Here is a 25,079-nt window from a genome sequence, read left to right as displayed (position 1 = left end):
TCGCGTCACGCGAGCGCGGCCGCCCCGCCGTGACGTGGCCTTTGAGGCCGCAGACGCTCGGCGCCCGAAGCCGCTGCCGGCCTCTAGGGCGACACCGACCGCGTGACCCGCGCCGGGCCTCACGAGGCCGCGTCTGCGCCGGCGGGCCCGATCCAATCGTCCCAGAGCGCGGCGACCGCACGGCGCTGCTCCACGTATTCCGCGGCCGGCATCATGGCCCGCTGCTGCTGCAGCGAATCCGCGTGAATACGCTTGCGATAATACCGATAGGCCCGGGTGAGCGTACGGATGTCCTCGTAGGCCGCCAGCCCGGCGGATTCGAGCGTTTCCAGAATGCGGATCGCATCGGTGAACAGGAGCAGTTCGGGGCAGTCGGGTCCGTGCCGCAGGGCCGCGAACTGGGCCATGAATTCGATGTCGATTAGCCCGCCCGGCATCTGCTTGACGTCGAGATGCTCGCCGCGGGTCTCGTCCTTGGCCCGGCGCATGCGATCGCGCATGTGGCGTACTTCTTCGGTCAGCGCGGCCACGTCGCGCTCGCGGGCGAGCACCTCGCGGCGGATGTCGGCGAAGCGGGCACCGAGTTCGGGATTGCCGGCCACGAACCGGGCTCGCACCAGCGCCTGGTGCTCCCATGTCCAGGCCTGATCGCGCTGGTAGCGCGCGAAGGCGTCGACGTGGCTCACCATCATGCCCGCCTTGCCGCTCGGCCGCAGGCGCATGTCGATCTCGTAGGCGCGCCCGGCCGTCGTCTGGGTGCTCAGGATATGGATGATGCGCTGGGCCATGCGCGTGAAGAACGCCTGGTGGGTCAGCGAGCGCTCACCGTCGGTCATGCCCTCGATGTCGCCGTCGTAGAGAAACACGAGATCGAGATCCGAGGTGTAGCCGAGCTCGAGGCCACCAAGCTTGCCGTAGGCGATCACCGTGAAGGCCGCGTCGCTGGGCCGACCGTAGCGGGCGAACATCTGTTCGCGGGCCATGTCGAGCGCGCCCGAGAGCACCACCTCGGCGAGCTCGGTGAGGTTGTCCGAGACGATCATCAGCGGCATCGAATTGCTGACGTCCGCGGCCGCGATCCGCAGCTTGGCCGACTGCGTGAAGCGTCGCAGCGCGTCCATGCGATGTTCCACGTCGTCGGCGTCGATCGCCGCCAGATCCTCGTCCAGCGCCGCCGCCAGTTCACCGCGACGCGGCGGCCGATAGAGCTGCCGCGGGTCGAGCAGACTGTCCAGAAGCGCCGGCTGGGCGCGAATCCGGCTGGTGATCCATTCGCTGGCCGCGCACAGGCGCATGAGCGTCGACAGCGCCGCCGGGTGTTCCACCAGCAGCGCCATGTAGGTGCTGCGACCGACGATCGCATCCAGAACCGAGAGTGTCCGCGTGATCGCGAGATCCGGATCGGCCGCCCGCGCCGCGGCCGCGAACAGCAGCGGGATCAGCCGAGCGATCCAGCGCCGGCCCCGATCCTCCAGCGCACGGTAGAGGCTCTGGTCCTGCATTTCGGCAAGCGCGTGGCGCACCGCGTCGACGTCGCGGATGCCGTAGTCGGCCAGCAGCGCCCGTGCGCTTTCGTCGTCGAGCCCGCCTTCCCACAGGGCGACCAGTCGCTCGCTGTCGGACTCGGCCTCGCCGGCCTCGGCCTGCGGCGAGACGAAGACCTGCTCGAAGGCGTCGTGCACGTCGCGGCGGACCGAGCGCAGATCAGCATCGAAGGCCTCCCAGTCGGCGTAGCCCATGGCCCGGGCCAGCCGGCTGCGCTCGAGATCGGTCTCGGGCAGGTCGTGGGTCTGGCGGTCGTCGACCATCTGCAGCCGGTTCTCGGCACGGCGCAGGAAGTAATAAGCGGCCCGGAGCTCCTGCGCGGTGTGCTCGGGCAGATGATCGCCGGCGACCAGCCGCTCCAGCGTCGGCAGCAGCCGGCTGTCCTGGAGCGCCGGCTCTTGACCGCCGCGGATGAGCTGGAACGCCTGGACGATGAACTCGATCTCGCGGATGCCGCCGCTGCCGAGCTTGATGTTGTCCTGCAGTTCGGCGCGCTCGACCTGCCGGTCGATGAGCGCCTTCATGTCTCGGATGGATTCGAAGGTGCCGTAATCCAGATAGCGGCGATAGACGAACGGCCGGAGCGTGTCGATCAGTGTCTCGCCGCCGTCGATGTCGCCGGCCACCGGGCGGGCCTTGACCCAGGCATAGCGCTCCCACTCGCGGCCGTGGGACTGGTAGTAGTTCTCCATCGCGGCGAGACTGGCCACCAGCGCCCCGGAATCGCCGAACGGCCTCAGCCGCGTGTCGACGCGATAGACGAAGCCCTCCGCGGTGGTCTCCGACAGACACTGCACGAGCATACGCGCCACGCGCTTGAAATAGCCGTCGGCGTCCAGGGCGCGCTCGCCGTCGGACTCGCCGGGCGCACGGTAGCCGAAGATCAGATCGATGTCCGAGGAGAAGTTGAGTTCGCCGCCACCGAGCTTGCCCATACCGATGACGATCAGCCGCTGCGGCCGGCCGTCGGCATCGCGCAGCACGCCGTGACGCTCGGCCACGCGGGCCTCGGCATGCTCGAGCGCCGCCTCGATGCAGCGATCGGCCAGCGTCGACAGCGCTGCCAGCGTGGCCTCGAGCGCGTCGACGCCGGCCAGATCACGCCAGGCGATGATCGCCAGCGTCTCGTCTCGATAGCGACGCAGGGCGGCCTGGAAATCCGGCGGCTCATCCACGGCCGGGGCCGTCGCCACGATCTCGGCCTCCGGATCGTCCAGACGCCCGTCGGCGGCCAGCGTCTCAAAACGCTCGGGGTTGGCTGCGCACCAGGCGTCCAAGAAATCGCTCAGGCCCGCGATGCGTTCGCGCGCGGCCTCGACCGCGGTGGGCAGCTGGGCCATGGTCAGATGCGCTCTGAAGTTCGGGGGCGAACCCCGGTGACGAGACGTCCGGGACGAATGGCCTCCCGTCTCGGCGGGCTCTGGTGCGTGGCGTTCGGCATCCGCGGGCGACATCGTGGAGATCGATGCGCCGTAGTCTACCCGCCGACGCCCTGCCGATGGAACGTGCGCGGCCCACGGACGGGGCCGACGGCCGCCCACAAAAAAGCCCCGCCGAAGCGGGGCTCTCGTTTCACGCGGGATGGTCATCCCATGGGCGTGGAACGGCGATGATTTACATCATGCCGCCCATACCGCCCATGCCACCCATGCCGCCCATGTCGGCACCGGCACCACCCTTGTCGTCGTCGTCCGGGACGTCGGCGATGGTGGCTTCGGTCGTCAGCATGAGACCGGAGATGGAGGCTGCGTTCTGCAGCGCCGTGCGGCTGACCTTGGTCGGATCGAGAATGCCCATCTCGACCATGTCGCCGTACTCGCCGGTCGCCGCGTTGTAGCCATAGTTGCCGTCCTTGGACAGCACCTCGTTGATCACCACGGACGGCTCGGCACCGCTGTTGAACACGATCTGACGCAGCGGCTCCTCGACGGCGCGACGCAGGATGCTGATGCCGGCCTGCTGGTCCTGGTTGGCGCCCTTGGTCTTCTCGATCGCCTTGAGGGTGCGCAGCAGGGCCACGCCGCCGCCGGGCACGATGCCTTCCTCGACGGCCGCACGCGTGGCGTGCAGGGCATCCTCGACGCGCGCCTTCTTCTCCTTCATCTCGACTTCGGTGGCCGCGCCAACCTTGATCAGCGCCACGCCGCCGGCGAGCTTGGCCACGCGTTCCTGCAGCTTCTCCTTGTCGTAGTCCGAGGAGGATTCCTCGATCTGCGCACGGATCTGCTTGATGCGGGCCTCGATGTCGTTATTGCCACCCTTGCCATCGATGACGGTGGTGTTCTCCTTCGAGATCTGGACCTTGTTGGCCTCGCCGAGATGCTCGAGCGTGGCGTTTTCAAGGGTCATGCCCAGATCCTCGGAGATCACGGTGCCGCCGGTCAGGACGGCCATGTCCTCGAGCATCGCCTTGCGGCGGTCACCGAAGCCGGGCGCCTTCACGGCCGCGACCTTGACGATGCCGCGCATGTTGTTGACCACCAGCGTCGCCAGGGCTTCGCCCTCGACGTCCTCGGAGATGATCATCAGCGGCCGGTTCTGCTTGGCCACGTTCTCCAGCAGCGGCAGCATGTCGCGGATGTTGGAGATCTTCTTGTCGTGGAGCAGGATGTACGGATTGTCCAGCTCGGCCTGCATCGTCTGGTTGTCGGTGACGAAGTAGGGCGAGAGGTAGCCGCGGTCGAACTGCATGCCTTCGACCACGTCCAGTTCGTTGGACAGGCCGGAGCCTTCCTCGACCGTGATCACGCCTTCCTTGCCGACCTTGTTCATCGCGTCGGCGATGATCTTGCCGATGTCGTCGTCGGAGTTGGCCGAGATCGAACCGACCTGCGCGATCGCCTTCTCATCGTCGCAGGGCTTGGACAGCTTGGCCAGTTCCTCGACGGCCGCGTCGACAGCCTTGTCGATGCCGCGCTTGAGGTCCATCGGGTTCATGCCCGCGGAGACGGCCTTCACGCCTTCACGCACGATGGCCTGGGCCAGGACCGTGGCGGTGGTGGTGCCGTCGCCGGCCAGATCGGAAGTCTTGGACGCGACTTCCTTGACCATCTGCGCGCCCATGTTCTCGAACTTGTCGTCGAGCTCGATTTCCTTGGCGACCGAGACACCATCCTTGGTGACGGTCGGCGCGCCGAAGCTCTTGTCGAGCACGACGTTGCGGCCCTTCGGACCGAGAGTGACCTTGACGGCATTCGCGAGCGTGTTGACGCCGCGGACCAGACGCTGACGTGCGTCCTCACCGAAATGAATTTCCTTTGCAGCCATTGCTAGCTTCCCCTAGATTCTGTGTGGATGCGGTTCGATGCGTGTGAGCCGCTTCAGCCCACGACCGCGAGGATGTCGTCCTCGCGCATCACGACGACTTCGTCGCCGTCGACCTTGAGTTCGGTACCCGAGAACTTGCCGAACATCACCGTATCGCCGACCTTGACTTCCGGCTTGCGCGTATCTCCGTTATCGAGCGGCTTGCCGTTGCCGACCGCGATCACTTCGCCGCGCTGCGGCTTCTCGGCCGCGGTATCGGGAATGACTATGCCCCCGGCGGACTTCTGCTCTTCCTCGATACGTTTGATGACGACGCGATCATGTAAAGGACGGATATTCATTGCCACCCTTCTCCTCGAACATTGGTTGTTGACGTGAACACTGTGGTCTGTGCCGAGGATTCGGCCCAGACGGGACCGCCGCCATTGGCGATCTCGATCACCCGCATTAGTGCGGCCGGGGCTGGCCCTTTCAAGAGCGCAGGCCGAAATTTTTACCGTGGCGGCGCAGATCGCGGCGTCCGGCCGGCCCACGTCTGAAACGCTTTCTTGTCAGTTTGCACTGCAACATTTATCGTCGACCGACCACCACACAGGCACGCCGAAACCGCTCGGCGCTCATGGAGGCCCCATGTCCGAACCCACGCTTCGTCGCGTCGCCATCGTCGGCGGCGCCCGCATTCCCTTCTGCCGGTCGAACACCAAGTACTCGCATCAGTCGAACCAGGATCTGCTGACCGCCTCGCTCAAGGCGCTGTCCGAGAAGTACCGGCTTGCCGGCCGGCGCATCGGCGAGGTCGCAGGCGGCGCGGTGCTCAAGCACTCGCGCGACTTCAACCTGACCCGCGAGGCCGTGCTCGGCACCGACCTCGACCCGCACACGCCGGCCTTCGACGTCCAGCAGGCCTGCGGCACGAGCCTCGAGGCCACCCTGCTGCTGGCCAACAAGATCGCCATGGGCCAGATCGATTCGGCCATCGCCGCCGGCGTGGACACGACCTCGGACGCGCCGATCGCCGTCAACGAGGAACTGCGACGAATCCTGCTGGACGTCAACCGGGCCAAGACCGGCGGCGAGCGCATGAAACGTCTGGCCCGCATCCGGCCGCGCCACGTGGTGCCGAGCTTTCCCGGCGTCGGCGAGCCGCGCACCGGCCTGTCCATGGGCGAGCACTGCGAACTCATGGCCAAGGAGTGGAAGATCACCCGCAAGGCCCAGGACGAACTGGCGGTCGCCAGCCACCGCAAGGCCGCCCAGGCTTACGTCGACGGTTTCTACGACGATCTGGTCTTTCCCTACCTCGGCGTCGAACGCGACAACAACCTGCGCCCGGATACCAGCGTCGAGCAGATGGCCAAGCTCAAGCCGGCCTTCGACAAGGACAACGGCACGCTGACCGCAGCCAACTCCACGCCGCTGACCGACGGCGCCTCGTCGGTGTTTCTCTGCAGCGAAGCCTACGCACGGGAGCACGACCTGCCGGTGCAGGCCTATTTCACGCCCTATTCCCGCACCGCGGCGGTGGATTTCGTCGACGGCGGCGAAGGCCTGCTGATGTCGCCGACCTATGCGGTGGCCGACATGCTGGACGCCGCGGGCCTCACGCTCCAGGACTTCGACTTCTACGAGATCCACGAGGCCTTCGCCGCCCAGGTGCTGTGCACGCTCAAGGCCTGGGAATCCAAGAAGTACTGCAAGGAGCGCCTCGGTCGGGACACGCCGCTGGGGTCGATCGATACCGGCAAGCTCAACGTCAAGGGCTCGTCGGTCGCCCTCGGCCATCCCTTCGCCGCCACCGGCACGCGCATCGTCGCAACGCTGGCTAAGATACTGGACGAGAACGGCGGTGGCCGCGGCCTGATATCGATCTGTGCCGCCGGCGGCCAGGGCGTCACCGCCATTCTGGAAAAGCCGTAGCGCCCATCGAGACGGTAGTAATCGAAGGCGGGCTCCGGCCCGCCTTTTTCATGCGCCTGCCGACTCTACGACGATTTTCGACGTGACGGGCGTCAGCATTTAGGCTCTACTTGGTCTGGGTCGGCGCATCCGTGGCGCCAGGCGAGACCCGCGGCCGGCGATACGGGCACGATTAGTGCATCGTGGACAGGGCCCGCGACAACTCCGCCGATCCGGGGGCGCAGCGGTCGACGGGGCGAAGACCAGACTTCAGGGGAGCGATTGCATGCACAACGGGATTCGACGCCACGACGCTGCTGGAACGGGCCGGTCATGAGCGTCGCACGCGAGAGCTGGGGCACGCGCATCGGGTTCATCATGGCCGCGGCGGGCTCGGCGGTCGGCCTCGGCAACATCTGGAAGTTTCCCTATGTGGCCGGCGAGAACGGCGGCGGCGCGTTCCTGCTGATCTATATCGGCTGCATCGTGCTGTTCGGGCTGTCGATCGTGATGGCGGAGCTGCTGGTCGGGCGCATGGCCCAGCGCACGCCCGTGGCGGCGTTCCGCGAGGTGGCCGGTCGCGGCTGGTCGCTGGTCGGCGGCATGGGCGTGGTCACCGCGTTCATCATCTTGTCCTTCTATATCGTCGTCGGCGGCTGGACCATCGCCTACATGCTGTACACGGTGGACGGTGCGCTGGCCAGCACTGATTCGGCGTCGCTCGAGAGGGTCTTCACCGAACTGACCGGCGGCACCTGGATGCCGCTCGTCTACGCCGCCGTGTTCATGGCGCTGGTCGCCGGGGTAGTGCTCGGCGGTGTCGGCAAGGGTATCGAGCGGGCCGCGAAACTGCTGATGCCGCTGCTGTTCGTGATTCTGCTCGTGCTGGTCGCCCGGTCGGTCACGCTGCCGGGCGCCGGCGAAGGCATCGCCTTCTATCTGACGCCCGACTTCAGCCGGGTCTCCGGCGAGACCTTCACCGCCGCGATCGGCCAGGCCTTCTTCTCCCTGTCGCTGGGCATGGGCGCGATGCTCACCTACGGCTCCTACATGCCCCGCGATCACAATCTGCCCGCGGACGCGACCGCCGTTGTGGTACTCGATACGCTGATCGCGATCCTGGCGGGCTTCATGGTCCTGCCGGCCATGTTCGCGGCCGGCATGGAACCCGGCTCCGGCGGTGCGGGCACCACCTTCATGGTGCTGCCGGCCGTCTTCGACGCCATGCCCGGCGGCCCGATCTTCGGTTTCAGCTTCTTTTTGCTGCTGACGGTCGCGGCGCTGACCTCGGCCGTCTCCCTGCTCGAGACCGTCGTCTGCTACTTCGTCGACGAGTACGGTGCCAGCCGTCGCGGCGCCACTGCCGGCAGCGCCCTCGTGTGCTTTCTGATCGGCATTCCGGCGTCGCTGTCGTTCGGGCTGATGTCCGACGTCAAGATCTTCGGCCGAACGTTTTTCAATCTGCTCGATTTTCTGTCGAGTTCGATCACCCTGCCGCTCGGCGGCCTGCTGACGGCGCTCTGCGTCGGCTGGGCGCTGGGACCGCGGGCGATCCGGGCCATCGGCAACGACGGCCGCATCGCCGTGCCCTGGGCCGGCGTCTGGCTGTTCGTGCTGCGCTTCGTCGCACCCATCGGCATCGGCTGGATCCTGATCCAGGGACTGTTCTTCTAACCAACGCTCGCGGCTCAAGCCGCATTCAAGGGGGATTCGAACATGGAAGCGCTTTCCGACTTTCTAAGCACGCTCAGCAGCTGGGTCTGGGGCCCGGTGATGCTGATCCTGCTGCTGGGCACCGGTCTCTACCTGACCATCGGGCTGCGGGGCATGCCGCAGCGCAAGCTGGGCTACGGCTTTTCGATGATGTTCGCCGGTCGCAAGCAGACCACCGAACCGGGCGACATCACGCCCTTCCAGGCGCTGGCCACCGCGCTCGCGGCGACCGTGGGCACCGGCAACATCGCCGGCGTGGCCACCGCCATCCATCTGGGCGGCCCGGGCGCGATCTTCTGGATGTGGGTCACCGCCATCGTCGGCATGGCCACCAAGTACGGCGAGGCCGTGCTGGCCGTGAACTATCGCGAGACCAACGCCGAAGGCAACTATGTCGGCGGGCCGATGTACTACATCCGCAACGGGCTCGGCGCGAACTGGAAATGGCTGGCCTTCGCCTTCGCGCTGTTCGCCACCGTGGCGGCCTTCGGCATCGGCAACACGGTGCAGTCCAACTCGGTGTCGCAGGTGTTTCGCGAGACCCTGAACGTGCCCTCCTGGCTGACCGGACTGGTGCTGGCCGCCGGCGTGTTCGCGGTCATCATCGGCGGCGTCCAGCGCCTGGCCCGGGTCACCGAGAAACTCGTGCCGATCATGGCGATCATCTACGTGCTGGGCGCGCTGCTGGTGCTGATTCTCAACGCCGGCGCTGTACCGGGGGCGATCGCGCTGATCTTCTCCGACGCCTTCACCGGCACCGCGGCCACCGGCGGCTTCGCCGGCGCGGGCATCATCATGGCGATCCGTTTCGGCGTCGCCCGCGGCATCTTCTCCAACGAAGCCGGCCTGGGCAGCGCGCCGATCGCCCACGCCGCCGCGCGTACCAACAGCCCCGTGCGTCAGGGCGTGGTCGCGATGCTGGGCACCTTCATCGACACCATCATCGTCTGCACCATGACGGCGCTCGTGATCATCGCCACCGGCGCCTGGTCGTCGGGCACCACCGGCGCGCAGCTGTCCTCCGAGGCCTTCACCACCGGCATGCCCGGACCGGGCGGCTGGATCGTGAGCTTCGGGCTGGTGATCTTCGCCTTCTCGACCATGCTCGCCTGGAGCTACTACGGCGAGCGCACGGCCGAGTACATCTTCGGCTCCAAGGTGATCACGCCCTACCGCATCCTCTGGGTGATCGCGGTATTCGTGGGCGCGATCGCCCAGCTCGACTTCGTCTGGCTGGTGGCCGACGTGATGAACGCCCTCATGGCCGTACCGAACCTGATCGCCCTGATCCTGCTCGGCCCGGTCGTGTTCAAGCTCACGCGGACGTATTTCAACAACCGAACGTAGGCGTCGATCCCGGCCGACGCCGGAGCGCGGGATGCAGCCGGACGGTTGCATCCCGCGCCATCGACCTCACGTATCGCAGTCTGCAACACGATAGCGAGAGGACATGATGGGTTCGCGCCGCGCACCGCGCCCGATCGGGGTGCTGTTCACCAACCTGGGCACGCCCGACGACACCTCCGTATCCGCGGTCAGACGCTATCTCGCCGAGTTTCTGAGCGACCGTCGGGTGGTGGATCTCAACCGTGCGCTTTGGCTGCCCATTCTCTACGGCATCATCCTGACCTTCCGGCCCAAGAACTCGGCCGAGGGCTATCGCTCGGTCTGGACCGACGAGGGATCCCCGCTGCTCGTGTACGCCAAGCGTCAGGCGGCGGGCATCCAGAAGCGTCTCGATACCGAGGTCGAGCGACCGGTGCAGGTGGCGCTCGGCATGCGCTACGGCAATCCGTCGATCGAGAGCGGGCTGCGGGAACTGGATGCCGCGGGCTGCAAACAGGTTCTGGTCTGCCCGGCCTATCCGCAGTATTCGGCCACCACCGTGGCCACGACCTTCGACAAGGTCAGCGAAGTGCTCGCGGACTGGGCGGAACCGCCGGCCCTGCGCCAGATCAATCGCTACTACGACGAGCCGGGCTACATCGCCGCGCTGGCCAATTCGGTGCGCGAGCACTGGGCCGAACACGGCCGCGCGGAGCGGCTGGTGATGTCCTTTCACGGTATCCCGAAGCGCTACGTCAAGCAGGGCGATCCCTACCCCCGCGATTGTGGCGTCACCGCGCAACTGCTGGCCGATGAACTGGGCCTGGGGCGGGACGAGTACAAGGTCTGCTTCCAGAGCCGCTTCGGTCGCGAGCCGTGGCTGCAGCCCTATCTCGACGAGACGATGAAGGCCTGGGGCGCGCGTGGCGTCAAGACGGTCGACGTGATGTGCCCCGGATTCTCGGCCGACTGCCTCGAGACGCTCGAGGAGATCAAGGAGGAGAATCGCGGCTATTTCGAAGAGGCCGGCGGCGAGTCGCTGCGTTATATTCCGGCCCTCAACGACCGCGACGACCATATCGACTTTCTCACCGGCCTGATCAAGCGCGAGCTGTCGGGCTGGCTCTGAGCGCCCCCCCTTCGCCCATCAACGAGACTTCTGCATGGAGCTGATCGCGGATTTCGCCGTCGAGTACGGCCTGTTCCTGGCCAAGGCCGCCACCCTCGTCATCGCTTTCGGGCTGGCCACGGCATGGTTGCTCTCGGCCGTCGTACAGGCGCGCGTGGCGGCGCGACGGGACGACTTGCAGGTGGAGCACGTCAACCGGCGCCTGGAACGCATGGCGGACACGCTCAACGCCACCCTGCTCAACCCGACCGAGCGCAAGGCCCGTCACAAGCGCCGCAAGACCGAGCGCAAACAGCAGGAAAAGGCGGAGAAGCTCGGCAAGCGTCACGAAGCCGCGCGCCTGTTCGTTCTGGACTTCGACGGCGACATTCGCGCTTCGGCCACCGAGCCGCTGCGCGAGACCATCAACGGCATCCTACAGATCGCCGAGCCCAACGACGAGGTGCTCGTGCGACTGGAGTCGGCCGGCGGCATGGTCCACAGCTACGGCCTCGCCGCCTCTCAGCTGGTCCGCCTGCGCGAGGCCGGCCTCAAGCTGACCGTCGCCGTCGATCGCCTCGCGGCCAGCGGCGGCTACATGATGGCCTGCGTGGGCGAGCGCATCGTCGCCGCGCCGTTCGCCATCATCGGTTCCATCGGCGTGGTCGCGCAGGTGCCCAATTTCCATCGGCTGCTGCAGGACAAGCACATCGACTTCGAGATGCACACCGCCGGTGAGCACAAGCGCACGCTGACCATGTTCGGCGAGAACACCGACGCCGGGCGCGAGAAGTTCCGCGAAGAGCTCGAGGACACCCATGGCCTGTTCAAGTCGTTCGTCAACCGCTACCGGCCCACGCTGGACATCGACCGCGTGGCCACCGGCGAGCACTGGCACGGCACCCAGGCGGTCGACTTGGGGCTCGTCGACGAAATCGCCACCAGCGACGACCTCATGCTGACCGCGGCCCGCGACGGCCGGGACGTGTTCACCGTCGGCCTTGACCGGCACCAGGGCCTGATGGCCCGGCTCACCGGACAGGCCGGCCGCGCGGCCAGCCGCGTGCTGGCCGACACCGGGATCGCACGCCTGGCCCACCATCGGCCGTGACGACCGCTGCCGGCGCCGGCGCGCCGTTGCGTGGCAAATGCAGTGAAACTCGACGCAGACGTCATGGTCTCAATCCCGGGACGACCCGGGGACGCCGGTCGTATGGTGTGGACACCAACGAGACATAACCTATGACGACGAACGCCAACCTGCGTGTAGCAACGCTTCTTTTCGCTCTACTGCTCTATTCCCTCGCCGCCAGTGCCCAGGCCGCCGTGCCGAGCGGCATGCTGGGGGGCGAGGATCCCTCTCTCGCGCCGATGCTCGACAACGCCCTGCCGGCGGTCGTGAACGTGGTGGTCACCGGCAAGGCCCAGCAGATGCCGGACAACCCGCTGTTCAACGATCCGTTCTTCCGGCGCTTCTTCGATATGCCCGACCAGCAGCAGCGCCGCGCGCCGCAGCGGCCCACGGCCGCGGGCTCCGGCGTCATCGTGGACGCCGACAAGGGCATCGTGATCACCAACCATCATGTGGTGAAGGATGCCGAAGAGATCACGGTCCGTCTCAACGACGACCGCGAGTACGAGGCCGAGCTGATCGGCGACGATCCGGAGACCGACATCGCCGTCATCCAGATCGACGCGGACAATCTCACCGAACTGCCGATCGCGGACTCCGACAAGCTGCGGGTCGGCGACTTCGTGGTCGCCATCGGCAACCCCTTCGGCCTGCGCCAGACCGTGACCTCCGGCATCGTCAGCGGCCTCGGCCGCCATGGCCTGGGCAACCGCTACGAAGACTTCATCCAGACCGACGCCTCGATCAACCCGGGCAATTCGGGTGGCGCCCTCGTCAACCTCGAGGGTGAGTTGGTCGGCATCAACAGCGCCATCCTCTCCCGGACCGGCGGCAACATCGGCATCGGCTTCGCGATTCCGAGCAATCTGGTCAACAGCGTCTATCAACAGCTGTCCGAATATGGCGAGGTCAAGCGCGGCCGGCTCGGCGTGGTCGGCCAGAACCTGACCGACGATCTCGCCAAGGCCTTCGATCTGGATATCAACCAGGGCGTGGTCGTGGCCCAGGTCATGCCGGATTCGCCCGCCGCCAAGGCCGGTATCCGCGAGCGTGACGTGATCACCCAGGTCAACGGCAAGGAGATTACCGATTTCTCCCAGCTCGCCAATGCCATCGGCCTGAAATCGCCCGGCGAGAAGGTCCGGATCACGCTCATGCGCGACGGCGAGGAACGCGAGATCAAGGCCACGCTCGGCAACGCCGAGAACATGGCCACCAACGCCCAGCGCGGTGACGACGGCCAGCAGAAGCTGGCCGAAGGGCTCGACGGCGCCAGCTTCGGCCCGATCACCGACGACAATCCGCTCGCCGGCGAGGTCGAGGGCGTGGCCGTGACCGACGTGCAGCCCGGCAGCCCCGCGGCACGCGCCGGACTGCGTCCGGGCGACATCATCACCTCGATCAATCGGCAAGAGATCTCGGACGTCTCCCAGCTACCGGACATGGCGGGCCCCGACGCCCAGCAGCTGTTGCTGCACGTGCGTCGCGGTCGCGGCGCCCTGTTCCTGCTCATCCGCTGAGAGCCAAGCGCCCCGCACGTTCCAGGCCCGGCTCCGCGCCGGGCCTTTTTTGTTGCCCGCCGCATTTCCATCGCCCCGACCGGCGGCGCTATACTCGACCACCGACAAGGGAGGCACCATGCATCAGTTCGACATCGCCCAGTTCGAGGACCGGGTCGAGCAGCTGCTCAAGGACTACCGGCAGCTGTTGTCGGACCATCGCGCACTGGAGGCCGCCCACGAGACCGAACAGCAGCGCAATCGCGAGGTGCGCGAGCGCCTCAACGGCGTCATCGAACGCATCCGCGCGCTGGAAGCGGAAGCCGACAGCGCCTGACCCCCGCCGGAGTCGAGCGACCCATGGCCTCAGAAAAACAACCCGCCGCACTGACCATCCGCATCCTCGGACGCGACTACTCGGTCGCCTGCCCCGAGGGCGAGCGCGAGAGCCTGCTCGCATCCGCGGAGTATCTGTCCCGACGGATGCACGCCATCCAGCGCAAGGGCAAGACGCTGGGCATCGATCGCATCGCCGTGATGGCGGCACTCAACATCGCCCGCGACCTGATCGCCGCCGAGCGCAAGCTCGAGCGCCAGGGGGTCGAGCCAGGGGCCGGCACGCCGGCCGGCGACGATCAAATCGAAGAGCGCCTGTCGCAGTTGCAGCTGCGTATCGAATCCGCGCTTGATGACCGCGGCTAGCACCCGTAGTATCCGAGTTGCCGGCACTCCTGCAGTGTTCGACGGCCTCCCGGTTCCCCTTGAGCCTAATTACCTAACCAGGGGCCGGTAAGCGTCGCAGGTGAGTATGCCCGCCCTGGCTGCGGGAAACCTAATGCGGCGTGGAACGCCCCACTTGAGCGCTTGTCTCAAGGTCAGTGGACGGCTGACGGCACAGGCGGGAGTGTCGGTTCTCCCTTCATCAAGAGCCATGCGATGAGCGATATCACCGCCCTGCGCAAGCGCGCGCTCGCCGCGCGCCGCGCCCTGTCCGATCGCGAGCGCGACGATTTCTCCGTCCGCGCCGCCCGCCGTGCCGCGCGGCTGCCGGCCCTGCGCCGAGCCCGGCGCATCGGCTTCTTCTGGCCCATGGCCGGCGAGATCGACCCCCGTCCGCTGATCGCACGTCTCGGCCCCGGGTGCACCGCCTTTCTGCCGCGGGTCGAAGGCCGGGCCCTGTCGTTCGTGGCCGTGAAGTCCGCGGCCTTTCGCTTTCGGACCAGCAGCTTCGGCCTGGTCGAACCGATCGGCGGCCCGGTGCGGCCGGTAAACGCGCTGGACGCCATCATCACGCCGCTGGCCGCCTTCGACGGCCACGCTCGGCGAATCGGCATGGGCGGTGGCTTCTACGATCGTACGCTCGCGCTTCCGGAGGGCCTCGGCGGGTTTCGTCGGCCCTATCTCGTCGGCCTCGCATTCGAGGCCCAGCGGGTGCCCCACATCGAGACGCGCCCCTGGGACATCGATCTCGACGTGCTGGTCACCGAATCCGCCATCCACCGTCGCGCGCAGCGGGCCGGAGAGTCACGCTAGACTGTCGGGCTTGAAACCCATACAGGACGACCGCTATCCATGCGCTACTGGCTGATGAAATCCGAGCCCGACGAGTTCAGCATCCAGGATCTGCAGCAGCGCCCGCAGCAGACCGAGGGCTGGGACGGCGTGCGCAACTATCAGGCGCGCAACTTCATGCGCGACGGCATGTCGGAAGGCGATCTGGCGTTGTTCTACCATTCCAACACCAAGGTGCCGGGGGTGGTCGGCATCATGCGCATCTCGCGTGAGGGCTATCCGGACGACACCGCCTTTGATCCGAAGGATCCGCACTACGATCCCAAATCGGACCCGGAGAAGCCGCGCTGGTACCGCGTCGACGTCACCTTCGAGCGCGAACTCGCGCGCACCATCCCGCTGGCCGAGATCAAGGACCACGCCGAGCAGCTCGAAGGCCTGCCGCTGGTGCGCAAGGGCAATCGGCTGTCGGTGATGCCGGTCGACAAGGCGCACTGGGACTTCATTCTGGACCTGGAGAACGCGGGCGAGGCCTGACGCTCGATCCGGCAATTCGACGCGTAGCGCTGTCGAACCCAACAAGATTCGACTCGGCCTGCCCTTTGCACTGCTGCGCGCCGGCATCGCCGCCTGACGGGCTCCAAGCGTTTTCCCAACCGTTGCCCAATCGGCCGCGCGTTACTGGCCGTCTGCACGCTCCTGGCGAAGCGCCGACCAAGGCGGCCGGAATGGAGCAGCCGAAACTGGGGGCGACAGGGCGTGCCGGAAACGCCAGGACGACCGAGCAGCGCGGGGCATCGGCATGCGGCACCGACCCGAGAAAGTCTCTTCTCTTCTTTGGCCTGCACTGCTCGGCGCCCCCGCTCCCGAGGACCGGAGAGAGGCACGGCACCTGAGCCACGGCGATTCCCTTGGCCCGCCAGCCGGCGACGGAGACAGACCGCGCCGGCGAGTGCCCGGCGCACAGCGACGGTGCGGCCCGCCTGTTCGCGAACGGCCGAAACCGTTCGAGTTCTGGCCGCATCCGTCAACGTGACCCCGAATCGCACTGGCGTCGGCCAGCGCCGGGGGCGGGCGCCCTCGTCTTGGTTTCTTCTTCCGAACAAGTACGGGACGCGATTCGCGCAGCCGTGCAAATTTGTACCCCGATCAGCTTCTCGAGAGTAACTCGGGGCAGACGTTCAGCCTCGTGCCACTCACCCGCGCGCCATCGCCTGATCGAGACGCTCGGTCACGGCCTCGACCGGGATCAGCGCCATCACCCACGCGTCATCCTCGATGCGGGTGCCCCACTTGAGCGCGTCCGGCTCGGCGTCGCGGTAGTGCCGTGCGGCTTGCGCGAAATAGTCCACGCAAAGGTGGCGGCTGCGGTAGGCGCCGCTGCGGCGCGGATCGGTCGCGGCATGCAGCGAGATCGTGTCGATGTCGGTGGCGTTGGCCATATGGGCGGGCCCAGAGTCCGGCGTGACCAGCACCCGGCCGTGCTCGAACAGCGCCAGCAGTTGCTTGAGCGTGGTCTCGCCCACCAGATTGCGCACCGGCGTGGCCATGGCCGCCTCGATCGCCGCGGCCATCTCGCGCTCGACCGCGCTCGGGCCGCCCACGATCACGCTGGCCAGACGGTGCACCCGCGCGGCATGATCGGCGACCGCCGCGTAGCCCGCGGCCTGCCAGTTGCGGCGCGTGTGGCTCGAGCAGGGGCTGATGAACAGGATCTCGCGATCGATCCCCTCGAGCAGCGCGCCGGCGGCCTCCCGATCGGCGGCGGCGATCGGCACCCGCCAGTCGAACACCGGGTCGCGCGCGCCCAGCACCCCGGCGAACGCCAGGAAACCGTCCACCACGTGGCGGCTCTCGATCGCGGGGATGCGTTCGCGCACGAACAGCCGCTGACCGTCGCGCGCGCGCCGGGCATCGAAACCGATCCGACGGTCGGCGCGCACGAGCAGGCTGATGCGGTTGGCCCGCCAGCTGGCATGCATGTCCAGCAGGGCGTCGAAACGCCGGCCGGCCAGCGCGCGCTTCAGAGCGCGCACGGCCTCGCGACCGCCGCGCTTGTCGTAGACCAGACACTCCACGCCGGGGAGATCGGCCACCAGCGACGCCTCGGCACGATTGATGATCCAAGTGATCTCGATGTCGGGACGGGCCGCCTGCAGCGTACGGATGGTCGGCACCACGTTGGCGCAGTCCCCCAGCGCCGAGAGCCGCAGGATGCAGACCCGCCGAGGAATCGCATGCGCGTGCGTCGCCGTCATCTCAGCGCGTTGCGGGATCGGTCGGCTTGGCCGCGTCGCCGGTCGCGCCGTCGGCCCCGGCCTCGGTAGGGCCGTCCGCCTCACGCTCGGCCTCGATGAAGACCCGCTCCACGTGTTCGCACTCGGCCTTGATCGCGCGGTCCATGCCCTGCGTGGCAGCCTGGATCTGCTCGCCGCTGAGCCCGGGGGCGAAGCGCACGCTGATGTTGACCAGTATGAATTCCGGGCCGACGTGCATGGTCAGCACTTCGTTGACACGCTCGACCGCCGGGTCGCGGGCGACCAGCGCGCGGATGTCCCGCACCACGTGCTGATTCGCGGCTTCACCGATGAGCAGGCCCTTGGTCTCGATCGCCAGCCAGACCGCGGTGACCGCGAGGATCAGGCCGATGCAGATCGAGGCCAGGCCGTCGAACTGCGGGATGCCGGTGAGCTGGCCGGCCAGGAGCGCGGCGAAGGCGACGATCAGGCCGAGCATGGCGGCGCTGTCCTCGAACAGCACGAGAAAGGCGCCCGGGTCCTTGCCGCGACGCACGGCCTCGAACGGCCCCCATTTGCCGCGCACGCGATTGAACTGCCGCGCCGCGACGAACCAGGCCGCGCCCTCGAAGAGCATCGCCAGCCCCAGCACCACGTAGTTGATCAGCGGGCTTTCCACCGGATGCGGGTGCAACAGCCGGCTCACGCCCTCGTAGATGGAAATGCCGGCGCCCACGGCGAAGATGAGCACCGCCACCATGAAGCTCCAGAAATAGACCTCCTTGCCGTAGCCGAAGGGAAAGCGCGCATCCGCCGGCTGCTTCGCCCGCTTCATGCCGTAGAGCAGCAGCCCCTGATTGCCGGTGTCGACGGTCGAATGGATGCCTTCGGCCATCATCGCGGCACTGCCGGTGAAGGCGGCGGCGATGAACTTGGTGATGGCGATCAGCAGATTGCCCGCCAGCGCGGCGTAGATGACGGTCCTGGATCCCGAGGCCATGCGCTCTCCTGTCTTGGGCGGGCGCGGCCCGGCGCCCGGCGGTCAGTCTACATAACCCGCGCCCCGCGGCGCGGACATCAGCCCGCCGGGTCGGGCGCGTCTTCGAGCTTGTCGGGGCGGTCGTCGTGGGCCGGCGGATCATCGGCCTCGTGTTCGGCCTCGATGAAGACGCGCTTGACCGTCGGGCAGCGTGTCTTGATCTCGCGGTCCATGCGCGCGATCGCGTTCTGAAGCTCGCGCCCGGAGAGATCGTCTCGAAAGCGCAGGCTGATGTTGGCGAGCACGTACTCCGGGCCGACGTGCATGGTCGGCACTTCGTTGACCCGTTCCACCGCCGGATCCCGCTCGAGCACCGCGCGGATCTCGGCGACCACGTACTGGTTGGCGGCCTCACCGATGAGCAGGCCCTTGGTCTCGATCGCCAGCCCCACGGAGGCCATGGCGAGGATGAGCCCGATGCCGATGGAGGCGATGCCGTCGAAGATCTCGATGCCGGTGTACTGGGTCAGCGCCAGACCGCCGATCGCCAGGGCCAGACCGGCGAGCGCGGCCGTGTCCTCGAACAGCACGAGGAACTTGTTCGGATCCTTGCCGCGGCGCACCGCCTCCAGCGCGCCCCACCGGCCCTTCACGCGCCGGAACTCTCGCGCGGCGATCGTCCAGCTCGTGCCCTCGAACACGACCGCCAGCCCGAGCACGATGTAGTTCACATACGGGTGCGAGATCGGATGCGGGTGGAGGATCTTCTCCACGCCTTCGAAGATCGACAGCCCCGCGCCGAGGGTGAACAGCAGCACAGCGACCATGAAGCTCCAGAAGTAGATCTCCTTGCCGTAGCCGAACGGGTACTTCGCATCCGGCGGCCGGGCCGCACGCTTCATCCCGAACAGCAGCAACCCCTGGTTGCCGGTGTCGATCACCGAATGGATGCCCTCGGCGAGCATGGCGGTGCTGCCGGTGAACGCCGATGCCACGAATTTGCTGACCGCGATCAGGCCGTTGCCGGTCAGCGCGGCGAGGACGACGAACTTCGAACCGGAATCGGACACGCGGCCGGACTAGTCGTTGTTGTGCAGGAACATCTGATAGGCCGGGTTGCCGGTCTCCTCGGCGTAGTCGTAGCCGAGCGCGTCGAGCGCCGCGCGACAGTCACTCTGCTCCGTCGGCGCGACCTGCATGCCGACCAGCACCAGGCCGTGGGCATGGCCGTGGTTGCGATAATGGAACAGCGAGATGTTCCAGCGATCGCCCACCGCCTCGAGGAAGCGGCGCAGCGCGCCCGGGCGCTCGGGGAACTCGACGCGGAACAGCACCTCGTCGCCCACGCCCCGGGCCCGGCCGCCGACCATATGGCGCACATGCAGTTTGGCCATCTCGTTGCGCGACATGTCGAGCACCGCATAGCCGGCCGCCTCGAGGTCGGCGATCATCGTGTCGCGCTCGGCGGTGCCGTTGCTCAGCTTCACCCCGGCGAAGACCTGCGCCCGGGCATGATCGGCATAGCGGTAGTTGAACTCGCTGATCGAGCGATCACCGATGACCTCGCAGAACTGCCGGAACGAGCCCGGCCGCTCGGGGATGGTGACCGCGAGCAGCGCCTCGCGCTGTTCACCCAGTTCGGCGCGCTCGGCGATATAGGACAGCCGGTCGAAGTTGACGTTGGCGCCCGAGGTGATCGCGACCAGGTGCTGATCCTCGATGCCCGTCTCGGCAGCATATTTCTTGGCCCCGGCGACCGCCAGCGCGCCGGCGGGCTCGGCCAGGGCGCGGGTGTCCTCGTAGATGTCGCGCACGGCGGCACAGATCTCGTCGACCGAGACCGTCATCATCGCGTCCACGTGCTTGGCGCACAGCCGGAACGGCTCCGCCCCGGCGCGCTTGACCGCCACGCCGTCGGCGAACAGGCCGACCTCCTTCAGCGTGACCCGCTCGCCGGCCGCCAGCGCCGCGCCCATGCTGGCCGCATCCTCGGGCTCCACGCCGATCACGCGGATTTCCGGGCGCACGCTCTTGATATAGGCGGCCACGCCCGCGAGCAGGCCGCCGCCGCCCACGCACACGAACACCGCGTGGATGTCCTGCGGGTGCTGGCGCACGATCTCCATGCCGATGGTGCCCTGGCCGGCGATCACGTCGGGATCGTCGTAGGGGTGGATATAGACCAGGCCGTCCCGTTCCTGCAGCTCGGCGGCGTGGGCCGCGGCATCGTCGTAGCCGTCGCCGTGGAGCACGATCTCGCCGCCGAAACCGGCGACCGCGCGCACCTTGATCGAGGGCGTGGTGCGCGGCATCACGATCACCGCGCGGATGCCCATGTTGCGGCCGGCGAGTGCCACGCCCTGGGCGTGGTTGCCGGCCGAGGCGCAGATCACCCCGCGCTCGCGCTCGGCGGCGGTCAGCTGGGAGATCTTGTTGTAGGCACCGCGCAGCTTGAACGAGTGCACCGGCTGCAGGTCCTCGCGCTTGAGAAACAGCCGGTTGCCGATACGCGCGGAGAGCTGCTCCGCCGCCACGAGCGGCGTTTCGATCGCGACGTCGTAGACGCGCGCGGCGTTGATGCGCTTGAGATAGTCGGCATCGCCGACATCCACGGCCGGCGCCGAACCGGCCTCGGCGGTTTCGATCAGGCTGGAATTCATGGGAACGCGTCGTTTGAACCGGCGACAATGCTAAACCCTAACCCGGCCGCAGGCCATGCGCGCGGGTCGCCCGTGGCCGGACCCATCGCGTATCATGCGGCGAGTTTCAGACAGCGGGGCCGGAATGGATTCCTCCATCGTGTTCATCGGCGGCGGCAACATGGCCACCAGCCTGGTCAGCGGGCTGCGCAGCGCCGATTGTCCCGGCGAGCGCATCACCATCGTCGAACCCGACGCCGACAAGCGCCGACAGCTCGCCGACGACCACGGCGTCCGCACCGTGGCCGAGGCCGACGCCGAGGTGCTCGGCGCCGACGCGGTGATCCTCGCGGTCAAGCCGCAGCTGCTGCCCGAGGTCTGCGCCGATCTCGCGACCCGCTTCGCCGACCGCCGGCCGCTGATCATCTCGATCGCAGCGGGGGTGCCGCTGGCCGCGCTGGCGCAGTGGCTGGGCGAGGACTTCGCCTTCGTGCGCTGCATGCCGAACACGCCGTCGCTCATCGGTGCCGGGGCCACCGGCCTGTATGCCGGCACCGGGGTGACCGCCGACCAGCGCGAGCTCGCCGACGCCATTCTGGCGACCGCGGGGATCACGGTCTGGGTCGACGCCGAATCCCGGCTGGACGCGGTGACCGCCACCTCGGGCAGCGGCCCGGCCTACTTCTTCGCCTTCATGGAAGCCATGCACGCCGGCGCCCGCGAGCTCGGGCTGGACGACGACACCGCCCGCGAGCTGGTGCTGCACACGGCGCTGGGCGCGGCCCGCATGGCCATCGAATCCGGGGACGATCCGGCCACCCTGCGCGAGAAGGTCACCTCCAAGGGCGGCACCACCGCCGCCGCGCTCGACCGCTTCGAGGCGGGCGATCTCAACGCGCTGGTGCGCGACGCCATGCAGGCGGCCGCCCGGCGCGCCGACACCCTGGGCCAGGAACTGATGGACGACACACGCCGATGACATACAACGCGAACAACGCGCTGCTGTTCCTCGTCGATACCGTGATCGCGCTGTACACGGCCGTGGTGCTGTTGCGCGTGATCCTGCAGCTGGTGCACGCCGATTTCCGCAACCCGATCTCGCAGTTCGTCTGGCAGGCCACGCGCGTGCCCGTCGGCCTGGCGGGCCGGCTGATTCCGCGCTGGCGCAATCTGGACGTGCCGGCGGTGGTCTTCGCCGTCCTCCTGTGCCTGATCAACATCCAAGTGGATCTGTGGCTGGCCGCGCCCGAGTTCGGCGGGCAACCGCTGCTCATCGTCTGGTGGGCGGTGCTCAAGACCGGCGTGCTGATCTGCAACTTCTATTTCTTCACCATTCTGGTGCAGGCGCTGATGTCCTGGATCGCCCCCAATCAGTACTCGCCCGCCGCGGCGATGCTGTTCACCGTCAATGAGCCGCTGCTGCGCCCGGTGCGCCAGTACATGCCGTCGCTGGGCGGGCTCGATCTGTCGCCGCTGGTCGTCATCATCGGCCTGCAGGTCGTCAGCCGCCTGCTGCCCCTGCCTGGTTTGTTCCGCTAGCTGTCGATGGCCGAGCCGAACCCCCAGTCCGTCGGAATCGTCGAACCGCAGACGCTGCACGTGGCCGAGACCATGCCGCTGGACTGCGGCAAGACGATCGAACGCTTCGATCTGGTCTACGAGACCTACGGCACCCTCAACGCCGACCGCTCGAACGCGGTCCTGGTCTGCCACGCGCTGTCCGGCAATCATCACGCCGCGGGCTATCACAACGAGGACGACGAAAAGCCCGGCTGGTGGGACAAGTGCATCGGTCCGGGCAAGATGATCGACACCGACCATTTCTTCGTGGTCAGCCCGGCGAATCTCGGCGGCTACAACGGCTCGACCGGCCCCGGCAGCCTGCATCCGGAGACCGGACGACACTACGGCCCGGACTTCCCGGTGCTGACCTGCAGCGACTGGGTGCGCTCGCAGAACATCCTGCGCGAAGCCCTGGGCATCGAGCAGTGGGCCGCCGTGATCGGGGGCAGCCTGGGCGGCATGCAGGTGATGCAGTGGTCGATCGACTACCCCGACCGCATCGCACACGCGATCGTGATCGCGGCCGCGCCCAAGCTCTCGGCCCAGAACATCGCCTTCAACGAGATCGCCCGGCAGGCGATCATCACCGACCCGGAGTTCCACGACGGCCGCTACTACGAACACGGCGTCGTGCCGCGGCGCGGGCTGATGCTCGCCCGCATGCTCGGCCACATCACCTATCTATCGGACGATGCGATGCGCGCCAAGTTCGGCCGCGACCTGCGCGAGGGCCGCATCAACTACGGCTTCGACGTCGAGTTCCAGGTGGAGTCGTATCTGCGTTATCAGGGCGCGTCATTCGTCGACCGCTTCGACGCCAACACCTATCTGCTGATGACCAAGGCACTGGACTACTTCGACCCGGCGCACGAGACCGGCGGCAGCCTGGCCAGGGCCTTCGCCCCGGCCACCGCGCGCTTCATGGTGGTCTCGTTCACCTCCGACTGGCGCTTCGCGCCGGAGCGCTCGCGCGAGATCGTGGATGCGCTGGTGGATGCCGGCAAGCAGGTCTCCTACGCCGAGGTCACCTCCGACCTCGGCCACGACGACTTCCTGCTGACCATGCCGCACTACGTCCACACGCTGCGCGCCTATCTCCACCGCGTGGCCTGCGAGCGCGACACATGAGCGTGCCCGCGGCCCCCACGCGCGCCGAGCTGCGGCCCGAGCTCGCGCTGATCTCCGACTGGATCGCGCCGGAGACGCGGGTGCTCGATCTCGGCTGCGGCGACGGCACCCTGCTCGCCCACCTGCACGCCGCGCGCAACGTCGCCGGCTACGGGCTCGAGATCGACGCCGACAACGTCATCGCCTGCGTCGCGGCCGGCGTCAACGTGCTGCAGATGGATCTCGACGACGGGCTGTCCCAGTTCGAGAGCAAGAGCTTCGACTACGTGGTCATGAGCTCGGCGCTGCAGGAAGTGATGCGGCCCGACCTGCTCATCGGCGAGATGCTGCGTATCGGCCGCGAATCCATCGTCACCTTCCCGAACTTCGGCCACTGGCGGCCGCGCGCCTCGCTGGGCCTGCGCGGCCTGATGCCGGTGTCCCGAACGCTGCCGAACCGGTGGTACGATACGCCCAACATCCACCTCTGCACGGTGCGGGACTTCGAGGCGCTATGTCGGGACAAGCAGGTCGAGATCGTACGCCGGCACGTCGTCAACCACGCCCATCAGAGCAACGTCATGATGCGCACCTTCCCGAATCTGCTCGGCGAGATCGCGCTCTATCAGCTGCGGGGCCACGACACGGGCTGATCGCGCTGGCCTTACTCGCGCTCCTCGCCCTGGCCGGACCGGCCCTGTCCGGCAGCGTCGAAAGCGGCGACTACACCGTGCAGTACAGCGCCGTGAACAGCATGCAGATACCGGCCTCGGTCGCCGAGGCCAACGGCATCGAACGCGCCGGCGACCGCGCCGTGGTCATGGTCACCCTGCAGCGCCCCACCGCCGACGCCCCGCTCAACGCCGTGCCCGCGCGGGTGGCCGGGCAGGCCCGCACCCTCATGGGCGAGACCCGGGCACTGTCGTTCACACAGGTGGAAAGCGCGAACAGCGTCTATTCGCTCGCCGGGTTGCCGATCGGCGACGACGACACCCTAACGTTGTCGCTGGACGTGCGCGCCGAGGACGGCAGCGCGATGATTCCCGTGGAGTTCAACCAGACCTTCTACACCGAATAGTTCCGGCCCGCGTCCGCGCGGTCGCGGCCGCTATTCGCCGGTAACCGTCAGCTTGGCGCGTATGAACTCGCTGTGCGGCAGGTACAGCAGCTCGGCCATCTCACGCAGCAGATGCTCCTCCCGGGCATCGAGATGCCGGTCGGCATAGGCCACCCGCCAGAGCATCTCCAGCACCTGGCGCTTCTCGGTCGGGTCCAGTCCGTCGTTGAGGGTCTTCAAAAAACGATAGAGCGAAACGGCTTCCTGCGCCTCCGGCTGTGCCGCGGCCAGCAGCTCCTCGGTCTCGTCGTCGTCCAGTCCGAAATGGGCCTTGAGCTGACGGCGGATCTCCGCGTACTCCTCCGGCGCGTGCTGGTGATCGGCGTGGGCCATCTCCAGCAGCAGGACGGCCGCGGCGATCCGCTTGCCGGCCTCCGGGTCCCGCTGTTCGTCCGGATCCGGATCAATCGCGTGCCGCAGTCGTTCGAGCAATCCCATA

The 25,079-nt window shown here is 67.6% G+C and carries 23 protein-coding genes and 1 other RNA gene; 16 read left to right on the top strand and 8 right to left on the bottom strand.

The genetic code is table 11. The features are described from left to right. Positions 1 to 119: 119 nt before the first annotated feature. The 3 genes from glnE to groES all read right to left on the bottom strand — a co-directional run bounded on the left by glnE (position 120) and on the right by groES (position 5,153). Positions 120 to 2,885, bottom strand: a complete 2,766-nt coding sequence (gene glnE / locus SAOR_RS03890; RefSeq protein ID WP_123630307.1) for a bifunctional [glutamate--ammonia ligase]-adenylyl-L-tyrosine phosphorylase/[glutamate--ammonia-ligase] adenylyltransferase — start codon at positions 2,883 to 2,885, stop codon at positions 120 to 122. Positions 2,886 to 3,159: 274 nt separating this feature from the next. Beyond that, positions 3,160 to 4,812, bottom strand: a complete 1,653-nt coding sequence (gene groL / locus SAOR_RS03885; protein ID WP_123590826.1) for a chaperonin GroEL — start codon at positions 4,810 to 4,812, stop codon at positions 3,160 to 3,162. A 53-nt stretch (positions 4,813 to 4,865) separates the two neighbouring features. Continuing rightward, on the bottom strand, positions 4,866 to 5,153 hold the full coding sequence (groES, locus tag SAOR_RS03880; protein WP_123590827.1) for a co-chaperone GroES: 288 nt from the start codon (positions 5,151 to 5,153) through the stop codon (positions 4,866 to 4,868). Positions 5,154 to 5,442: 289 nt separating this feature from the next. Between groES and SAOR_RS03875 the strand changes: the two genes are divergently transcribed. The 11 genes from SAOR_RS03875 to SAOR_RS03825 all read left to right on the top strand — a co-directional run bounded on the left by SAOR_RS03875 (position 5,443) and on the right by SAOR_RS03825 (position 15,535). Next, a complete protein-coding gene (locus SAOR_RS03875; protein ID WP_123630306.1) occupies positions 5,443 to 6,729 on the top strand; it encodes an acetyl-CoA C-acetyltransferase in 1,287 nt (428 codons plus the stop codon). A gap of 312 nt (positions 6,730 to 7,041) precedes the next feature. Then, positions 7,042 to 8,382: a sodium-dependent transporter gene (locus SAOR_RS03870; protein WP_123630305.1), complete on the top strand. Its 1,341-nt coding sequence runs from the start codon at positions 7,042 to 7,044 to the stop codon at positions 8,380 to 8,382. A gap of 42 nt (positions 8,383 to 8,424) precedes the next feature. Next, positions 8,425 to 9,768, top strand: a complete 1,344-nt coding sequence (locus SAOR_RS03865; protein WP_123630304.1) for an alanine/glycine:cation symporter family protein — start codon at positions 8,425 to 8,427, stop codon at positions 9,766 to 9,768. 106 nt (positions 9,769 to 9,874) lie between these two features. Further along, positions 9,875 to 10,876: a ferrochelatase gene (gene hemH / locus SAOR_RS03860; RefSeq protein WP_123630303.1), complete on the top strand. Its 1,002-nt coding sequence runs from the start codon at positions 9,875 to 9,877 to the stop codon at positions 10,874 to 10,876. Positions 10,877 to 10,910: 34 nt separating this feature from the next. Next, positions 10,911 to 11,966, top strand: a complete 1,056-nt coding sequence (sohB, locus tag SAOR_RS03855) for a protease SohB (RefSeq protein WP_123630302.1) — start codon at positions 10,911 to 10,913, stop codon at positions 11,964 to 11,966. A gap of 131 nt (positions 11,967 to 12,097) precedes the next feature. Further along, positions 12,098 to 13,507, top strand: a complete 1,410-nt coding sequence (locus SAOR_RS03850; RefSeq protein WP_123630301.1) for a DegQ family serine endoprotease — start codon at positions 12,098 to 12,100, stop codon at positions 13,505 to 13,507. Positions 13,508 to 13,625: 118 nt separating this feature from the next. Continuing rightward, positions 13,626 to 13,823, top strand: a complete 198-nt coding sequence (locus SAOR_RS03845; RefSeq protein WP_123630300.1) for a hypothetical protein — start codon at positions 13,626 to 13,628, stop codon at positions 13,821 to 13,823. Between the two features lie 23 nt (positions 13,824 to 13,846). Then, entirely contained in the window at positions 13,847 to 14,188 is a 342-nt protein-coding gene (locus SAOR_RS03840; RefSeq protein WP_123630299.1) for a cell division protein ZapA, read from the top strand. Between the two features lie 23 nt (positions 14,189 to 14,211). Further along, positions 14,212 to 14,395, top strand: a non-coding RNA gene (ssrS, locus tag SAOR_RS03835) — 6S RNA. Positions 14,396 to 14,422: 27 nt separating this feature from the next. Next, the gene (locus SAOR_RS03830; RefSeq protein WP_123630298.1) at positions 14,423 to 15,019 is read left to right on the top strand and encodes a 5-formyltetrahydrofolate cyclo-ligase; all 597 of its coding nucleotides are present in this window, start codon (positions 14,423 to 14,425) and stop codon (positions 15,017 to 15,019) included. A 39-nt stretch (positions 15,020 to 15,058) separates the two neighbouring features. Then, positions 15,059 to 15,535 (top strand): EVE domain-containing protein, encoded by a 477-nt coding sequence (locus SAOR_RS03825; protein ID WP_123630297.1) that lies wholly within the window; start codon positions 15,059 to 15,061, stop codon positions 15,533 to 15,535. A gap of 659 nt (positions 15,536 to 16,194) precedes the next feature. Here the strand turns inward: SAOR_RS03825 and SAOR_RS03820 are convergent. The 4 genes from SAOR_RS03820 to ilvA form a co-directional block, all read right to left on the bottom strand. Continuing rightward, positions 16,195 to 17,256, bottom strand: coding sequence for a glycosyltransferase family 9 protein (locus tag SAOR_RS03820; protein ID WP_123630296.1), 1,062 nt, complete (start codon positions 17,254 to 17,256; stop codon positions 16,195 to 16,197). Between the two features lies 1 nt (position 17,257). Further along, the gene (locus SAOR_RS03815) at positions 17,258 to 18,235 is read right to left on the bottom strand and encodes a cation diffusion facilitator family transporter (RefSeq protein ID WP_123630295.1); all 978 of its coding nucleotides are present in this window, start codon (positions 18,233 to 18,235) and stop codon (positions 17,258 to 17,260) included. A gap of 77 nt (positions 18,236 to 18,312) precedes the next feature. Beyond that, positions 18,313 to 19,284 carry a cation diffusion facilitator family transporter gene (locus tag SAOR_RS03810; protein ID WP_123630294.1) on the bottom strand — a complete coding sequence of 324 codons (972 nt, stop codon included), beginning with the start codon at positions 19,282 to 19,284 and terminating at the stop codon, positions 18,313 to 18,315. 9 nt (positions 19,285 to 19,293) lie between these two features. After that, a complete protein-coding gene (gene ilvA / locus SAOR_RS03805; RefSeq protein ID WP_123630293.1) occupies positions 19,294 to 20,874 on the bottom strand; it encodes a threonine ammonia-lyase, biosynthetic in 1,581 nt (526 codons plus the stop codon). A 124-nt stretch (positions 20,875 to 20,998) separates the two neighbouring features. On the opposite strand from ilvA, the gene proC reads away from it, so the two are divergent. Genes proC through SAOR_RS03780 form a run of 5 tightly spaced genes read left to right on the top strand, consistent with a single transcriptional unit; the run spans position 20,999 to position 24,601 of the window. Continuing rightward, the gene (proC, locus tag SAOR_RS03800; RefSeq protein WP_123630292.1) at positions 20,999 to 21,832 is read left to right on the top strand and encodes a pyrroline-5-carboxylate reductase; all 834 of its coding nucleotides are present in this window, start codon (positions 20,999 to 21,001) and stop codon (positions 21,830 to 21,832) included. Further along, complete coding sequence (locus SAOR_RS03795; RefSeq protein ID WP_123630291.1) at positions 21,829 to 22,392, top strand: YggT family protein; 564 nt, start codon at positions 21,829 to 21,831, stop codon at positions 22,390 to 22,392. Before proC ends, SAOR_RS03795 begins: the two co-directional genes overlap by 4 nt. Before the next feature lie 6 nt (positions 22,393 to 22,398). Further along, positions 22,399 to 23,544, top strand: coding sequence for a homoserine O-succinyltransferase MetX (gene metX, locus SAOR_RS03790; RefSeq protein ID WP_123630290.1), 1,146 nt, complete (start codon positions 22,399 to 22,401; stop codon positions 23,542 to 23,544). Then, entirely contained in the window at positions 23,541 to 24,176 is a 636-nt protein-coding gene (gene metW / locus SAOR_RS03785) for a methionine biosynthesis protein MetW (RefSeq protein ID WP_123630289.1), read from the top strand. Before metX ends, metW begins: the two co-directional genes overlap by 4 nt. After that, positions 24,173 to 24,601 carry a DUF4426 domain-containing protein gene (locus tag SAOR_RS03780; RefSeq protein ID WP_281273412.1) on the top strand — a complete coding sequence of 143 codons (429 nt, stop codon included), beginning with the start codon at positions 24,173 to 24,175 and terminating at the stop codon, positions 24,599 to 24,601. Before metW ends, SAOR_RS03780 begins: the two co-directional genes overlap by 4 nt. Positions 24,602 to 24,631: 30 nt before the next feature. Here SAOR_RS03780 and SAOR_RS03775 read toward each other — a convergent pair whose 3' ends face one another. Beyond that, on the bottom strand, positions 24,632 to 25,078 hold the full coding sequence (locus SAOR_RS03775) for a tellurite resistance TerB family protein (protein ID WP_123630287.1): 447 nt from the start codon (positions 25,076 to 25,078) through the stop codon (positions 24,632 to 24,634). Position 25,079: the final 1 nt, after the last annotated feature.

The organism is Salinisphaera orenii subsp. orenii MK-B5, assembly GCF_003788635.1.
Lineage (GTDB): Bacteria > Pseudomonadota > Gammaproteobacteria > Nevskiales > Salinisphaeraceae > Salinisphaera > Salinisphaera orenii.
Note: the sequence above shows the minus strand (reverse complement) of the source record. Positions and strands in the feature narration are given on the sequence as shown.

Excerpts from the sequence above, each read along its gene's own strand:
- glnE (WP_123630307.1), bottom strand. The coding sequence starts at position 2,885 with ATGGCCCAGCTGCCCACCGCGGTCGAGGCCGCGCGCGAACGCATCGCG.
- groL (WP_123590826.1), bottom strand. The coding sequence starts at position 4,812 with ATGGCTGCAAAGGAAATTCATTTCGGTGAGGACGCACGTCAGCGTCTG.
- groES (WP_123590827.1), bottom strand. The coding sequence starts at position 5,153 with ATGAATATCCGTCCTTTACATGATCGCGTCGTCATCAAACGTATCGAG.
- SAOR_RS03875 (WP_123630306.1), top strand. The coding sequence starts at position 5,443 with ATGTCCGAACCCACGCTTCGTCGCGTCGCCATCGTCGGCGGCGCCCGC.
- SAOR_RS03870 (WP_123630305.1), top strand. The coding sequence starts at position 7,042 with ATGAGCGTCGCACGCGAGAGCTGGGGCACGCGCATCGGGTTCATCATG.
- SAOR_RS03865 (WP_123630304.1), top strand. The coding sequence starts at position 8,425 with ATGGAAGCGCTTTCCGACTTTCTAAGCACGCTCAGCAGCTGGGTCTGG.
- hemH (WP_123630303.1), top strand. The coding sequence starts at position 9,875 with ATGGGTTCGCGCCGCGCACCGCGCCCGATCGGGGTGCTGTTCACCAAC.
- sohB (WP_123630302.1), top strand. The coding sequence starts at position 10,911 with ATGGAGCTGATCGCGGATTTCGCCGTCGAGTACGGCCTGTTCCTGGCC.
- SAOR_RS03850 (WP_123630301.1), top strand. The coding sequence starts at position 12,098 with ATGACGACGAACGCCAACCTGCGTGTAGCAACGCTTCTTTTCGCTCTA.
- SAOR_RS03845 (WP_123630300.1), top strand. The coding sequence starts at position 13,626 with ATGCATCAGTTCGACATCGCCCAGTTCGAGGACCGGGTCGAGCAGCTG.
- SAOR_RS03840 (WP_123630299.1), top strand. The coding sequence starts at position 13,847 with ATGGCCTCAGAAAAACAACCCGCCGCACTGACCATCCGCATCCTCGGA.
- SAOR_RS03830 (WP_123630298.1), top strand. The coding sequence starts at position 14,423 with ATGAGCGATATCACCGCCCTGCGCAAGCGCGCGCTCGCCGCGCGCCGC.
- SAOR_RS03825 (WP_123630297.1), top strand. The coding sequence starts at position 15,059 with ATGCGCTACTGGCTGATGAAATCCGAGCCCGACGAGTTCAGCATCCAG.
- SAOR_RS03820 (WP_123630296.1), bottom strand. The coding sequence starts at position 17,256 with ATGACGGCGACGCACGCGCATGCGATTCCTCGGCGGGTCTGCATCCTG.
- SAOR_RS03815 (WP_123630295.1), bottom strand. The coding sequence starts at position 18,235 with ATGGCCTCGGGATCCAGGACCGTCATCTACGCCGCGCTGGCGGGCAAT.
- ilvA (WP_123630293.1), bottom strand. The coding sequence starts at position 20,874 with ATGAATTCCAGCCTGATCGAAACCGCCGAGGCCGGTTCGGCGCCGGCC.
- proC (WP_123630292.1), top strand. The coding sequence starts at position 20,999 with ATGGATTCCTCCATCGTGTTCATCGGCGGCGGCAACATGGCCACCAGC.
- SAOR_RS03795 (WP_123630291.1), top strand. The coding sequence starts at position 21,829 with ATGACATACAACGCGAACAACGCGCTGCTGTTCCTCGTCGATACCGTG.
- metX (WP_123630290.1), top strand. The coding sequence starts at position 22,399 with ATGGCCGAGCCGAACCCCCAGTCCGTCGGAATCGTCGAACCGCAGACG.
- metW (WP_123630289.1), top strand. The coding sequence starts at position 23,541 with ATGAGCGTGCCCGCGGCCCCCACGCGCGCCGAGCTGCGGCCCGAGCTC.
- SAOR_RS03775 (WP_123630287.1), bottom strand. The coding sequence starts at position 25,078 with ATGGGATTGCTCGAACGACTGCGGCACGCGATTGATCCGGATCCGGAC.